Below are 13,814 nucleotides of genomic sequence, written 5' to 3'. Positions count from 1 at the left end.
GTCAGGCACGCAGACGCTCCCCGGCCGGATCATAAAACACAGGCTCGCAAATGGTTGCCCGACGCGATGTGCCCGCGTGGTGGACCGCAAGCGTCTCTCCCATGCGGGCGCGACCGCCGCGCACGAGGCCGAGCGCGACCGGCGCATCCAAGATTTCGCTGAAGCAGCTTGAGGTTACGCGCCCCTCGATGGGCGCCGGCGGGCTCAGGCTCGCGTCGTGAAGGCAACCGCCGATGGGCAGCGGCACACGCCCGTCGGCGCGCAGCCCCACGAGTTGGAAACGATCCGGCGCCATCATGGCGGCGCGCGTGAGCGATCGACGCCCGATGAAATCGTCTGCCTTACGGGCAATGGCAGCGCCAAAGCCGATGTCCTCGGGAATGGTCGTCCCGTCCGTGTCGCTGCCGACGTGGAGATACCCCTTCTCCAGGCGCAGCCGAAGCCAGGCTTCGAGGCCGATGGGCGCCATCGCGAACGGCGCGCCGGCCGAAAGAAGCGCATTCCAGGCAAGGGTTGCCTGCCGAGCCGGCACCTGCACCTCATATTGAAGCTCGCCCGAAAAGCTCACCCGCATTACCCGCGCGGCGATGCCGGCGACATGGCCCTCGCGACAATGCATGTGCGGGAAGGCCGGCGAGGACAGATCAATATCCGTGCCGGCCGCCGCCAGGACATCGCGGGCATGCGGCCCGGCAATGGCTAACGCGGCCCAAGCGGTGGTCAGGTCGAAAATCTCAACGTCCAGGTCGGGATATTCGCACTGACGCCATTCCTCCATCCAGGCGAGGATGCGGTTCGTCGCCCCGCTGGTGGGGCTGACCAGGAAGCGGTCTGTGTCGAGGCGCACGCAGACGCCGTCGTCGATCACGACGCCACTCTCGTTCAGCATCAGGCCATAGCGGATCAGGCCGGGACGCAGCTTCAGGATTTCGTTGGCGTAGATGCACTGGAGGAATACGGCGGCGTCGCGGCCCTCCACGGCAATCTTGCCGATGGTAGAACTCTCGAACAGCCCCACCCCCGCGCGCACCGTCCGGTGCTCGCGCACGACCGCGGCCTCCCGGCTTTCACCGGCGCGCGGGTAATAATCCGGCCGCTGCCAGCCGCCGAATTCGTCGAACACCGCGCCCAGCGCCATATGGGCGGCATGGGCCGGCATGTAACGGCGCGGCGCGTAGAGGTCGCCCACCATCTCCGCCGCGAGCGCGCCCATGGCCACCGGCACGTAGGGTGGACGGAAGCGCGTGGTTCCGACCTCCTGGGGCACACGGCCGGTGGCTGCGCCGAGCAGACCAAGGGCGTTGACGTTGCTGGTCTTTCCCTGGTCGGCAGACATGCCGGTGGTGGTGTAGCGTTTGAAATGCTCCACCGAGATCATGTTCTCGGCGCTCGCCTGCGCCACGTCCTTGTGGGTCACGTCGCTCTGGAAATCGATCCACTGGCGTCCCTTGGCGCCGGGTGTCACCCAGAACGGCGCGATGGCGTATGGCGCTGTGACCTCAGACGTAACAGGCGCGGCAAGATCCAGCATTGCGGTGCCGGCGCCCGCCAGATGCCCCTGTTGGAGACATTCCATGAGAGCGAAGGCGCCGTTCGCCGAGCCGGCGGATACCTCGTCTTGAACCGAAACATCGGGGACGAAGCAGAGTTGGTTCTCATCCCACCGCAAGCGGCCGCCGGACTGCGAGAACAGATGCACCGTGGGCGACCACCCGCCCGACATGGCGACAAAATCGCAGGCGAGCCATTCGCTTTTGCCATTCGATAGCGTCGCGAGAACACCGGTGACCTGCTGCCGCCCACGGGTGGCGGTGATCGTGGCACCGGCGAGACAGCGCACACCCAAGGCCCGCAGTTCGTCCGCCCCAGCGCACGGCCTGGTGCGCACGTCGAGGATGGCGGCAATGCGCACACCAGCAGCGAGCAAATCACGCGCGGCGGCATAGGCGCTGTCATTGTTGGTGATGAACACCCCGCACGCGCCCGGCGCGGCGGCGTAGCGCAAGGTGAATTGGCGCGCGGCGGAAGCCAGCATGATGCCCGGGCGGTCATTGTCCGGAAACGGCAACGGGCGCTCGATAGCGCCGGTGGCGAGAACCACGCGGCCCGCGCGGACTTGCCAGACCCGCTGGCGCGCCCTGCCCTGCCGCGCCTCGGGCGCGAGATGGTCGGCGCACCGCTCCACGGCAAGCAGGAAATTGTGATCATAATAGCCCAGCACGCTGGTGCGCTGGAGCACCGTGACGCTGGCGGCCTTCAGGTCGGCAACCGTTTCGCTCGCCCAGGCGTCGCCTGCGACGCCGTCAATCTCGCCCGCCTCCCAAAGCAGGGAACCGCCGGGCTCGGACTGATCGTCCATCAGGATCACCCGCGCGCCCGTGGCGGCGGCGGCGCGGGCGGCGGCGAGACCGGCAGGCCCAGCTCCCACCACCAGCACATCGCAGAACGCATGACGCCTGACGTACTGATCATCATCCGGCGCTTCGGAGAGCGCGCCCAGCCCGGCGGCCCGGCGGATCAGCCGCTCGTAGAACGGCCAGCCGGGAAAGCCCATGAAGGTCTTGTAGTAGAAGCCCGCCGTTAGAAACCGGCTGAAGAGATCCGCCACCGCGCCGAAATCCCAGCGCAGCGAGGGCCAGCAATTCACCGGGTGAGCGTCCAGCCCCTCGTAGAGATCCTGCCGGGTTGCCTTGGCATTGGGGTCCTCGTGGTTGCCGGAACCGACGCGGACGATAGCGTTCGGTTCGTCATCGAACGCACCGAGCAGGCCGCGAGGTCGGTGATACTTGATGCTGCGCCCCAGCAGCAGCACCCCGTTCGCCAGCAAGGCTGAGGCTAGGGTATCGCCCGCAAAGCCTTGGTAGGTGCGGCCATCGAAACTGAAGGAAATGGGCCGCGCGCGATTGATGCGCCCTCCCTTGCTCAGGCGCGGCATCAGCCGACCTCCGGCGCGCTGGCGCCCATCGGATAGGTTGCCTTGAATTCGTGGGTCACGGTATCGCGCACGGCATTGAACCACTGGCCGCATCCGCCCCTGTGGTGCCAGCGTTCGCGCGCCAGACCCTTGGGATTGTCGCGGTAATAGAGATATTGCTCCCACTCTTCGGCCGAGACGGAAGCGGGCGGACCGGGGCGCGCGATATGGGCTTGCCCACCGCAGGCGAATTCCAGTTCGGCGCGCGGGCCGCAGAACGGGCAGTCGATCAGGAGCATCCGCGCCTCCTCAATGGGGAATGCCGGCCGCTGCGGCCTCATCCACCAGCGCGCCGGTGGAGAAGCGGCCGAGACCGAACGGGGCGGCAATGGCATGGGGGCTGCCCTTCGCAAGCTCCCAGGCGAGCATGTATCCGCCCACGGGAATCGCCTTGAACCCGCCGGTTCCCCAGCCGCAGTTCAGGAGCAGGCCATCCACCGGCGACCGGCCGATGATGGGCGAAGAATCGGGCGACACATCCACGACGCCCGCCCATTGGCGCAGCAGCTTCAGCCGCGACAGGGCGGGGAACATGGCGACGGCGCTCGAAACCACGCGCTCCGTCACCGGGTAATTCCCGCGCTGGGCGTAGGAATGATAGAGGTCTAGGCCCGCCCCGAACACCAGCTCGCCCTTGTCGGACTGGCTGAGATAGAGCCCCGTCGCCAGGGATATGGCAACCGTATCGAAGAACGGCTTCACCGGCTCTGACACCATGGCCTGTAGGGCATAGCTCTGAAGCGGTAGGCGGAACCCGGCCATACCGGCCAGAACCGAGGTGTGCCCGGCAGCGGTCAGCGCCACCTGTTTCGCGCGGATGGTGCCGCGTGTGGTCTCGACACCCACCACCGCGCCATTCGCGCCGCGCAGCAAGCCGGTGACTTCGCAATTCTGGATGATATCGACGCCGCGCCGGTCGGCCTCGCGGGCATAGCCCCACACCACCGCATCGTGCCGCGCGACACCCCCGCGACGCTGGATGAAGCCGCCCCACACCGGGTAACGCGCCTTGGGCGAAGCGTCGATGAACGGGATCAACGCCTTGACGTCGGCAGCCGAGAGGATGTCGGAATCCACCCCGTTCAGACGCATGGCGTTGGCCCAATGGGTGCAGGATTCAAGCTCGTGCTGATTGTGCGCAAGCATCGCAACGCCGCGCTGGCTCAGCATCACGTTGTAGTTGAGATCCTGCGACAGGCCCTCGTAGAGGCGCAGCGCAAAGTCGTAGAGGTGGGCACTTTCCGGGAACAGATAATTGGAGCGCACAATTGTTGTGTTGCGGCCCGAATTGCCGCCGCCGATCCAGCCCTTTTCCAGCACCGCCACATTGGTGATGCCGTGCTCCTTGGCGAGATAATAGGCCGTCGCCAGCCCGTGCCCGCCGCCGCCGATGATGATCGCATCATAGGCCGGCTTCGGCTCCGGCGCGCGCCACATAGCCGGCCATGGGGTGTCCGGCGAGAGGCCCCGGCGCAGGAGCGAGAAGACCGAATAACGCTGCATCGGAACCCTTATCGACCCCCAACGCCAAGTCTCAGCCGAAGCCGGCTCATAGCTGAAAGTGGCAAGCCATTTCCATACAGTACTGTACTGAATATGGAGTTGCGCCGCAAGACGGAAGGGGCGCGGCCTTGTGCCTTTGCGGTCGGCGCATCAGATGGGATAGCCTGAGGATGCTCGAATTTCGAGCGCGTGCGGGAGACGACGGGTGGTGCCGAAGAAAAAGGAAAGGGCTGCGCCGGCAGTCCGGCTCGATCGGGACAGCTGGATCGACGCTGCGCGGCAGAGTCTGGTCCGCGAGGGGATCGAGCGGGTGAAGGTGGACCGCCTCGCCGATCAGCTCGGCGTTTCGCGCGGCAGCTTCTACTGGCATTTCAAGAACCGCGACGACCTGCTCAACGCGTTGCTGCAATCCTGGCGGGCGCAGAACACCGAGCCGTTCCTTCATGTCCTCGACCATGATGTGGGCCAGCCCGGGGTGCAGTTCCGCAACTATGTCAGCATCTGGTTCAGCCCGAAGATCTTCGATCCCGACTATGATTCCGCCGTCCGCGACTGGGCGCGCAGCGTGCCCAAGGTCAAGCGGCTGGTGCGCGAGAGCGATACCGCGCGCATGGCGGTGCTGGAAAAAATCTATGTCGCCATGGGCTTCGAACCGCTTGAGGCGGAGGTCCGCGCGCGCATCACCTATTATCACCAGGTCGGCTATTACGCGATGCGGGTGAAGGAGAGCCGGGAGGTGCGCGCGGCCCTGCTGCCCATCTATGTGGCGGTGCTCGCCGGCGCGGTCGGCACGGCGGCTTACCAAAAGGATGGCGCCTGAGTCAGATGCCGAGATAGGCTTCCCGGACCCGATCGTTGGCGAGAAGATCACGCGCGGGGGAGGAGACGGCAATCGTGCCGCTTTCCAGCACATGCCCCTCGTCCGCCACCGCCAGCGCGAGGGCGGCATTCTGCTCCACGATCAGCACCGTAACGCCCTGCTTGCGGATGTCGCGGATCAGCCCACCCATCTCTGCGACAATCCGCGGGGCGAGCCCCATGGAGGGCTCGTCCAGCAACAGCAGCTTTGGCCGCGCCACCAGTGCCCGGGCGAACGCCAGCATCTGCTGTTCGCCGCCGGAGAGCGTGCCGCTCATCTGCTTGCGCCGTTCTGCAAGCCGGGGGAACGCCTCGAACATGCGCTCGATATCCTTGGCGACGAGGGCCTTGTCGGCATGGATGTAGCCGCCCATTAGCAGGGTCTCGTGGACCGTGAGATTGCGGAACACCTTTCGGCCCTCGGGCACCTGCACCACGCCGAGCCGCACCACCTGCTCCGGCGTCATCCCGTTGATGCGCGCGCCTTCGAGCAGGATCTCCCCGCGCACCGGCTTCAGCAGCCCGGAGATGGTGTTGAGCGTGGTGGATTTTCCGGCCCCATTGGCGCCGATCAGTGCGGTGATGGCGCCGGTCGGCACGGTGAGCGAAACGCCGCGCAGGACGCTGATCTGGCCGTAGCCCACATGAAGGTCGTTCAGCGCCAGCATCAGATTTCCGCCCGTCCGAGATAGGCTTCGATCACCGCCGGGTCACGCTGGACATCCTGCGGCGCGCCGGCGGCAATCACCTGTCCATGATGAAGCACGGTGATGCGTCGGCACAGGCTCATGACCATGCGCACATTGTGCTCGACCAGCAGCACGGTGATGCCCTTCTCGGCGATGCGCTCGATCTGCGCCATGAGTTCGCGCGTCTCGAACGGATTCATGCCGGCCGCCGGCTCGTCCAGCATGAGAAGCTGGGGACCGGAGGCGAGCGCACGGGCGATTTCCAGCAGCCGCTGATGGCCATAGGAAATGGCGCGGGCGCGTTCGCCGGCAAGATGGGAGAGGCCGACGAAGGCCAGCCATTCCTGCGCCGTGGCGCGCAACTGAGCTTCCTCCGCGCGTACGGACGAGGTTCGCAGCAAGGCGCCGAAGACATCGGCCTTGCCGGTGCGGTGCGCCCCAACCATGACGTTCTCAAGGACCGTCATGTCATGAAACAACTGGATTTCCTGGAACGTCCTGGCGAGCCCGAGGCGCTGCCTTCGGTCCGGCGTCGCGCCCTGGACCTCTTCACCCCGGAACACGATCCGCCCGCTGTCGGAAGGAATGACGCCCGTGACCACGTTGAAGAAGGTGGACTTGCCCGAGCCGTTCGGCCCGATCAGTCCCGCAACCGCACCCGGCGCGATCTCCACCGAGACATTGTCGAGTGCGGCGAGGCCGCCGAAGCGTTTGGAGACGCGCTCTACCTGAAGGAGCATCAGACCGTCTCCTTCGCCTTGCGCGGTGCCAGCAGGATCGCCGCTGCGCGGCGGCCCAGTTCGGCCAACCCACCCGGCAGGAACAGCATGAACACGATGATCAGCCCGCCGTAGACCACGAGGCGGAAATCGGCGAGCACCCGCAGAAGCTCCGGCAGAAGCGTCACGCCGAATGCGCCGATGATGGCGCCGGGCAGCGAACCGAGTCCGCCGATCACCACCATTGTCACCATCTGCACCGAAACCAGGAAGGAGAAGCTCTCGGGGCTGATATAGGCGAGGTAGTGCGCATAGAGGCTGCCGGCGAGCCCCGCGCAGCCGCTGCCGATGACGAACGCCTTCACCTTCTGCCGATCCGCCCGAATACCGCAGGCGATGGCGGCGAGTTCATTCTCACGCACCGCGATCAGCGAGCGTCCGAAACGGGAATGCTGAAGACGCACCACGCCCCAATAGACCAGTGCGAGGACAGCTGAGATGAGGATGAAGAACCCAACCTCGCTCTCCACCTCATAGCCAGCGAAGCTCGGCAACGGAATGCCATAGAGCCCATAGGCGCCGTTGGTGATGAACTTCAGGTTCAGCATCAGCAGGACGATGATTTCGCCCAGCGCCAGTGTCGCCATGGCGAGGAAATGGCCGCTCAGCCGCAGGATCGGCGCGACCACCAAAGCACCCAGCCCGGCCATGATGCCGGCAAGCGGCAGGCCGACCCAGAACGGCAGGCCCAGCTTCATGGTCACCAATGCCGAGGTATAGGCGCCGATGCCATAGAACCCCGCCTGGCCGAACGAGAACTGGCCTGTGAGACCGACGATCACCTGCAGCCCCAGGGCGGCCAGCGCCGCGATCAGCGACATATTGACGATGCGCAGCAGGTAGGCGTCGCCGAACCATCCGATGGCCGCCCACACCGCCAGTAGAACCACGGCCAATGCGATCCTGCGGCTGGGGGCCGCAAACAGGGCGGACACGTCGCTCACGGACACCTTCGCCGCATCTCCCGCCGGCCGGCCCTTGGGAAGGCGCGGGCGGAAGAACAGCATCAAAATGGCGATCAGCAGCGAATAGGTGACGATATTCTTGTAGTCGGAGGAGATAAGCCCGGCCGTCAGGGTCTCGATGACACCCAGCGCCAAACCTCCGACCATGGTCCCGACAATCCCGAACCCGCCCAGGGCGGTCGCGGCGAAGGCCTTGATGATCAGCGAATGTCCAAGCCCGAACGAGGCGAAGAAGAGGGGTGCGATCAACACGCCGGCGGCCCCGCCCAAAGCGGCGCTAAGGCCGAACGTAAGTGCCACATTGCGCCGGCGCCCGACGCCATAGAGCGCCGCCGTGGTGGCGTCCAGCGAGGCGGCGCGCCATGCGATGCCGGTCATCGTCCGCTGGAAGAACCATTGCAACGCCGCCATGGCGACAAGGCTAAGGCCCATGATCCAAAGCTGGAGCGGCTGCACGCGAAGCCCGAACACCACAATCGGCTCGGACGAGAACAGGTCTGGATAGGCGATGGGCTCGCGGCCCCACAGAATGATGGCGAGGGCCTGGAGCGCGATAGACAGGCCGAGCGTCGCGATCAGCAGATTGAGCTGCGGTGCCTTGCGCACCATGATCGGCCCGAGAATGAACCGCTCGATGACGATGCCCACCACCCCGGTGGCAAGCGCGGCGATGATGACCGCCCCGACAAACGGAACACCGAACCAGGCCGTCAGCATGAGGCCGAAGAAGGCCCCGAGCATCACCATCTCGCTGTGCGCGAAATTGATGAGGTCGGTTGCCTTCAGCGTCAGCGCAAACCCGAGGCCGATCAGGCTGTAGACGCAGCCGATGGTCAGCCCGGAAATGACCAATTGCGCGATCGTATCAAGATTCATCTTTTGACCGCACCATCTCGGCGTGTCTGAGGGATGCCGGGCCGCGCATTGCCGGCCCGGCTCGCGATAGACGCCCTCAGCGCCCGACGATCACCTTCTGACCGGACTGGATTTCCACCTTGTAGAGGGGGAACTGGGCCTCGCCGGTGGCATCGAAAGTCCACTGCCCGAGAATGCCGGTGTAGGGATTTCCGGGCGTCAGGCTGGCCGCATAGTCGCGCACCGCCTGCCGATCGACCTTCTTCGCCTTGACCACCGCGTCATAAATGATGCCGACGGCGTCATACATCTCGGCCACCCAACCGTCCGGATCGCGGCCATACTGGGCCTTGTAGTCCTTCACGAACGCCTGGATCTTGGGGTCTGGATCGACCGGCGTGAACGGCTCCATCACCAGCGCGCCTTCCACCGCGTCGCCGCCGAGTTCGATGTATTTCGGCGTGGCGTTTCCGGTGTCGCCGAGCAGCTTCACCTTCATGCCAAGCGCCTTGGCCTGCTTTGCGATGAGCGCGGAAGCGGTATAGGCGCCGACCGCATAGAGCGCGGTGGCCCCGCCGTCCTTCGCCTTGGTGAGCTGCCCGGTGAAGTCCTGATCCGAACGCGGGAAGCTCTCGAATGCCACCGGCTGAACGCCGAGCGCGGCGAGCGCCGTCTTGAAGCCGTTCGCCATGGACGAGCCGTACTCGTCATCCGAATAGAGCACCGCGATCTTCTTCAGGCCCAGCTTGTTTACGGAGAAGTCGGCAAGCGCCTTGGTCTGCCCATCCGCGCCGACCGCCGTGCGGAACACGTAGTCCGACCCCTGCTTGGTGATCGCGGCGCCGACGCCGACGGTGAACTGGGGCACTTTGTAGCGTTTGGTGATCGGCACCATAGCCAGCGAACACGGGCTGTTGAGGGCGCCGAGGATCGCCACGACATTCTCGCGTGTGACCAGCTTCACGGTGGCGTTCACGGACTGATCGCAATTGCTCGCGTCGTCTTCCGACAGAAGCTCGATCTTGTACGGACCGCCCTTGGCATTGATTTCCTTGGCGTGCATCTCGGCACCGGTGATCTGGCTCTGCCCAGCGGCGGCAAACGCCCCGGTCAGAGGACCGACCACCCCGATCTTGATGACCTGCTGCGCCTGTGCTCCGCCGGCGCCGAGCGCCATTGCGAGGACCAGTGCAGCGAACATGTCAGCGTGCTTCATGAACCCCTCCGCTCGACGTACGAGACAGCATTATTGCCCTTATGACGCTAGACGATAAATCAACGATCACAAGCTGTCACGCTGCATTACCAAGCAGTAGTGCACATTTTCCATACAATGATGTATGTTGACGGACGCGTCCCGATGCCGAGAATGCGCACCTGCGGTTCGCGCATGAAATGTCCGGCGGGATGGTGGCGTATGATCAGGATCGGCGTGGATATCGGCGGCACCTTCACCGACTTCGCACTGTCGGGCGGAGCGGATGGCCGTCTTCATCTCCACAAGCAGCTCACGACACCCGCTGACCCCTCTTCAGCGGTCGTCGAGGGCATCCAAGTGGTGCTCGAAAAGACCGGCCTCTCCATCGCGGACGTGGGTGAAATCATCCACGGCACCACACTCGTGACCAACGCCATCATCGAGCGGCGCGGCGCGCGCACCGGCATGCTGGTCACTGCCGGCTTCGGCGATCTCCTGGATATGGGTCTGGAGCAGCGTTACGACCTGTTCGACCTGCGCATCCGGTTCGCCCCGCCGGTGGTCGAGCGCGCCTGTCGGGCGGAAATCAGCGAGCGGGTGCGGTACGACGGGTCTATCGAGACGCCGCTGGATGTTGAGAACGTGAAGGCGCGGGTCTCTTCGCTCATCGAGCGAGAGAAAATCGAGGCGCTCGCCATCTGCTTCCTGCACGCCTACGCCAATCCGGCGCACGAGCAGGAAGCCAAGCGCATCGTCGAAGCGGCCTTTCCCGACCTCTACGTCTCCACCTCCGCCGACGTCTTCCCCTATCTACGCGAATTCGAGCGGTGGACCACCGCCACCGTGAATGCCTATGCCCAACCTCTGTTCGATCGCTACCTCGACCGGCTCGAGCGCAGCCTGTCCGGGCTCGGCTTCAAGGGGCGGCTCTACATCATGTCATCCAGCGGCGGCACCGTGACCACCGACACGGCGCGGCGCTATCCCGTGCGCATGCTGGAATCGGGACCGGCGGCTGGTGTTCTCATGTCTGCCGAGCACGCCCGGCGGCTCGGCATCGCCGATGTGCTCGCCTTCGATCTCGGCGGCACCACGGCGAAGGGCGCGCTGGTGCGCGACGGCTTGGCGTTGAAGAAATACGAGATGGAGGTCGCCCGAACCTACCACCACAAGCGCGGCAGCGGATTGTCCCTGAAGCTGCCGGTCATCGACATGACCGAGATCGGCTCCGGCGGCGGCAGCATCGCGGCTGTGGACGAGCGGGGCATTCTCAAGGTTGGCCCGCGCTCCGCCAGCGCCTTCCCCGGCCCCGCCTGCTACGGACGCGGCGGCACCTCGGCGACCCTCACCGATGCCAACCTCGTTCTCGGGCTGCTGGATCCCGCCTTCTTCCTGGGCGGCAAGATGGCGCTCGGCATCCAGCAGGCGGAAGCGGCCATAGCCGCCAATGTGGCGACGCCGCTCGGCATCGACCTCTACCGTGCCGCCTGGGGCATCCACGAGGTGGTCAACGAGGATATCGCGCGCGCTTTCCGCATCCACGCCATCGAGCGTGGCTTCGACTGCCGCGCGGCGACCATCATCGCGTTCGGCGGCGGCGGCCCCATCCATGCCACTGGCGTCGCACGCAAGCTGCGGGCCTCGCGTATCGTGCTGCCGCCGGGCGCGGGCGTCATGTCGGCGCTAGGCCTGCTGGCGAGCCCGCTCTCGTTCGAACTGGCGCGTTCGCATCTGGTGGAGATCGGCCGCTTAGATGCCGATGGCTTCGCCGCCATCCTTGATGCGCTGGTGGAGGAAGCGTCCAGCTTCCTGCTCAAGGCCGGCATCAAACCGACGGACATCGTTCGGGACCTTCGCGTCGATGCGCGCTATCGCGGGCAAGGCCACGAGATCGAGCTGATCCTGCCCGACCGCCCGCTGCGAGAGGTGTTTGACGAACTGCCGGGGATGTTTGCCGAGCAATATCGCGCGGCATTCAGGGTCGATGCTCTGACGGAGCCGGTAGAACTGGTGAGCTGGAAGGTGGAGGTGCGCGGCCCAGCCCCCTTCCTGGCGTCGGAGATCGGCGCTCCGGTTGCCGCCGGCACCCCTCTCAAGGGACGCCGGCGCGCCTATCTTCCCGAACAGGGCGGCTTCGCCGAGATCGATGTCTATGACCGCTACGCCCTCGCACCCGGCATGAAGATCGCCGGCCCGGCGGTGGTCGAGGAGCGCGAATCCACCTGCCTGCTGCGGGTGGGAGATGTCGCCAGCGTCGATGCCGCGTTCAACCTCGTGGTGGAACTCGCCGCCGCGGCCGATGCACAAGGAGAGGTCGCATGAGCAACACCGTGACCGGGATCGATCCTCTCAGCCTCGGCATCATGTGGGACCGGCTGATCTCCATCAGCGACGAGATCGTTGAGACCCTGGTGCGAACCTCATTCTCCACCATCGTGCGGGAGGGCTACGACCTCTCGGTGATGCTGTTCGATCGCGAGGCCCGCATGATGGTGCAGGGCACGCGCTCAATCCCGGTGTTCGTCGGTACCGCGCCGGTGACGTTGCGCCATATGCTGGATCGCTTCCCACCGCACACGCTAAAGCCCGGCGATGTCGTGGTGACCAACGACCCGATGATGGGAACGGGTCACCTGTTCGATATTTCCGTGATGCGGCCGGTGTTCCGAAACGGCGCCCTGGTGGCCTATTCCATGAGCGTCACCCACCTGCCCGACATCGGCGGAATGGGGTTCTCGGCTGTTGCGACAGAAATGTACCACGAGGGCCTGCTGCTGCCGATCTGCAAGCTCTACGACGACGGCGAACTGAACGCGCTTCTGGTGGAGATCATCCGCACCAATGTGCGGGTTCCAGAGCAGGTCCTGGGCGATATCTTCGCCAATGTCAGTTGCACGGAAGTCGGCGCCCGGCATCTGGTGGAGTTCATGTCGGAATATGGCGTGGACGATCTGGTGCCGCTCTCGCGCGCAATCCAGGCGCAGTCCGAGCAGGCCATGCGGACCCGCATTCGCGAAATCCCCGATGGCACCTACCGGAACAGCGTGGATTTTGAGGGTGTCGATGGCCCCCTACACCTTGCCTGCCGCATCGAGAAAACCGGCGACTCCATCGCCATCGATTTCGATGGGTCGAGCCCGGCGGTGCGCGCCGGCATCAATGTGCCGTTCTGCTACACCCGCGCCATGGCGCTGTTCTCGATCAAATGCCTCACCGCGCCTTCAATCCCCAACAACGAAGGCTCGGTTGCGCCCGTCACTGTCAGAGCACCGGAAGGCTCGATCCTCAACGCCGTGCCGCCCATGGCCACCGCCGGGCGCCACATCGTCGGGCACTTCGTGACACCGCTGATCTTCGGGGCCCTTGCCGAGGCTCTGCCGGAGCGGGTCCAGGCCGATTGCGGGATGATCAACATCGTCACGTTCCAGGGTCGTCAGCCCAACGGCCGCGAGATGTCCGCGCTGTATTTCGCGGCCGGCGGCTTCGGTGCGCAATCAGGGCTCGACGGCTATTCAACCACGCCCGGCCCTTCGAACATGGGCTGCGTGCCCGTGGAAATCTGGGAGAACCGGACCGGCCTCACAATCGAGCACAAGCATCTTTTGCAGGATTCCGACGGTGCCGGAGCGGCGCGTGGCGGGCTTGGTCAGGAAATCCAGTTCCGCAATGACACCGGCTCCGATGTGGTGGTCTTCTCCATGGCCAACCGCACGGAATTCCCCGCCAAGGGCCTTGGCGGCGGACGCGATGCCACGCGGCGCGAGCATCTGATCAACGGGCACAAGGTGGACCCGCGCGGACGCCATGTCCTGGCGCCCGGCGACCGGATGACCTTGCGCGAAGCGGGTGGCGGCGGGGTGGGTTCGCCGCTGGAGCGCGACCGCAGCACCGTGCGCGAAGACGTTCGCGCCGGCTATATCAGCGCCGAGCGGGCGAAGGCGGTCTACGGGCTTTAATTCGCTTTTGGGCGGGACGTCAGAGACAGGCTTCCCG

10 protein-coding genes are annotated in these 13,814 nt (G+C 65.4%); 3 read left to right on the top strand and 7 right to left on the bottom strand.

Going from position 1 to position 13,814, the window contains the following annotated elements; genetic code table 11:
• Position 1: 1 nt before the first annotated feature.
• From ADADO0_RS14870 to ADADO0_RS14860, 3 genes are read right to left on the bottom strand one after another with little or no spacing between them, the layout of a single operon-like run.
• Positions 2-2,935, bottom strand: coding sequence for a sarcosine oxidase subunit alpha family protein (locus ADADO0_RS14870; protein ID WP_511305951.1), 2,934 nt, complete (start codon positions 2,933-2,935; stop codon positions 2-4).
• A complete protein-coding gene (locus ADADO0_RS14865) occupies positions 2,935-3,213 on the bottom strand; it encodes a sarcosine oxidase subunit delta (RefSeq protein WP_511305950.1) in 279 nt (92 codons plus the stop codon). The genes ADADO0_RS14870 and ADADO0_RS14865 overlap by 1 nt, the downstream gene beginning before the upstream one ends.
• A 10-nt stretch (positions 3,214-3,223) precedes the next feature.
• Entirely contained in the window at positions 3,224-4,477 is a 1,254-nt protein-coding gene (locus ADADO0_RS14860; protein WP_511305949.1) for a sarcosine oxidase subunit beta family protein, read from the bottom strand.
• Positions 4,478-4,685: 208 nt separating this feature from the next.
• On the opposite strand from ADADO0_RS14860, the gene ADADO0_RS14855 reads away from it, so the two are divergent.
• A complete protein-coding gene (locus ADADO0_RS14855) occupies positions 4,686-5,297 on the top strand; it encodes a TetR/AcrR family transcriptional regulator (protein WP_511305948.1) in 612 nt (203 codons plus the stop codon).
• A 1-nt stretch (position 5,298) separates the two neighbouring features.
• Here ADADO0_RS14855 and ADADO0_RS14850 read toward each other — a convergent pair whose 3' ends face one another.
• From ADADO0_RS14850 to ADADO0_RS14835, 4 genes are all read right to left on the bottom strand, one after another.
• On the bottom strand, positions 5,299-6,003 hold the full coding sequence (locus ADADO0_RS14850) for an ABC transporter ATP-binding protein (RefSeq protein WP_511305947.1): 705 nt from the start codon (positions 6,001-6,003) through the stop codon (positions 5,299-5,301).
• Positions 6,003-6,764 (bottom strand): ABC transporter ATP-binding protein, encoded by a 762-nt coding sequence (locus tag ADADO0_RS14845; RefSeq protein ID WP_511305946.1) that lies wholly within the window; start codon positions 6,762-6,764, stop codon positions 6,003-6,005. The genes ADADO0_RS14850 and ADADO0_RS14845 overlap by 1 nt, the downstream gene beginning before the upstream one ends.
• Entirely contained in the window at positions 6,764-8,644 is a 1,881-nt protein-coding gene (locus ADADO0_RS14840; protein WP_511305945.1) for an ABC transporter permease, read from the bottom strand. Before ADADO0_RS14840 ends, ADADO0_RS14845 begins: the two co-directional genes overlap by 1 nt.
• A 76-nt stretch (positions 8,645-8,720) precedes the next feature.
• Positions 8,721-9,839 (bottom strand): ABC transporter substrate-binding protein, encoded by a 1,119-nt coding sequence (locus ADADO0_RS14835; RefSeq protein ID WP_511305944.1) that lies wholly within the window; start codon positions 9,837-9,839, stop codon positions 8,721-8,723.
• A 201-nt stretch (positions 9,840-10,040) separates the two neighbouring features.
• Between ADADO0_RS14835 and ADADO0_RS14830 the strand changes: the two genes are divergently transcribed.
• Positions 10,041-12,143, top strand: a complete 2,103-nt coding sequence (locus ADADO0_RS14830) for a hydantoinase/oxoprolinase family protein (protein ID WP_511305943.1) — start codon at positions 10,041-10,043, stop codon at positions 12,141-12,143.
• Positions 12,140-13,777: a hydantoinase B/oxoprolinase family protein gene (locus ADADO0_RS14825; protein ID WP_511305942.1), complete on the top strand. Its 1,638-nt coding sequence runs from the start codon at positions 12,140-12,142 to the stop codon at positions 13,775-13,777. The genes ADADO0_RS14830 and ADADO0_RS14825 overlap by 4 nt, the downstream gene beginning before the upstream one ends.
• The last annotated feature ends 37 nt before the right edge of the window (positions 13,778-13,814 follow it).

Source organism: Aquabacter sp. (assembly GCF_965279295.1).
Classification (GTDB): Bacteria; Pseudomonadota; Alphaproteobacteria; order Rhizobiales; family Xanthobacteraceae; genus Aquabacter.
Note: the sequence above shows the minus strand (reverse complement) of the source record. Positions and strands in the feature narration are given on the sequence as shown.

Coding starts and splice junctions, on each gene's coding strand:
- ADADO0_RS14870 (WP_511305951.1), bottom strand. CDS start 2,935: ATGCCGCGCCTGAGCAAGGGAGGGCGCATCAATCGCGCGCGGCCCATT.
- ADADO0_RS14865 (WP_511305950.1), bottom strand. CDS start 3,213: ATGCTCCTGATCGACTGCCCGTTCTGCGGCCCGCGCGCCGAACTGGAA.
- ADADO0_RS14860 (WP_511305949.1), bottom strand. CDS start 4,477: ATGCAGCGTTATTCGGTCTTCTCGCTCCTGCGCCGGGGCCTCTCGCCG.
- ADADO0_RS14850 (WP_511305947.1), bottom strand. CDS start 6,003: ATGCTGGCGCTGAACGACCTTCATGTGGGCTACGGCCAGATCAGCGTC.
- ADADO0_RS14845 (WP_511305946.1), bottom strand. CDS start 6,764: ATGCTCCTTCAGGTAGAGCGCGTCTCCAAACGCTTCGGCGGCCTCGCC.
- ADADO0_RS14840 (WP_511305945.1), bottom strand. CDS start 8,644: ATGAATCTTGATACGATCGCGCAATTGGTCATTTCCGGGCTGACCATC.
- ADADO0_RS14835 (WP_511305944.1), bottom strand. CDS start 9,839: ATGAAGCACGCTGACATGTTCGCTGCACTGGTCCTCGCAATGGCGCTC.
- ADADO0_RS14830 (WP_511305943.1), top strand. CDS start 10,041: ATGATCAGGATCGGCGTGGATATCGGCGGCACCTTCACCGACTTCGCA.
- ADADO0_RS14825 (WP_511305942.1), top strand. CDS start 12,140: ATGAGCAACACCGTGACCGGGATCGATCCTCTCAGCCTCGGCATCATG.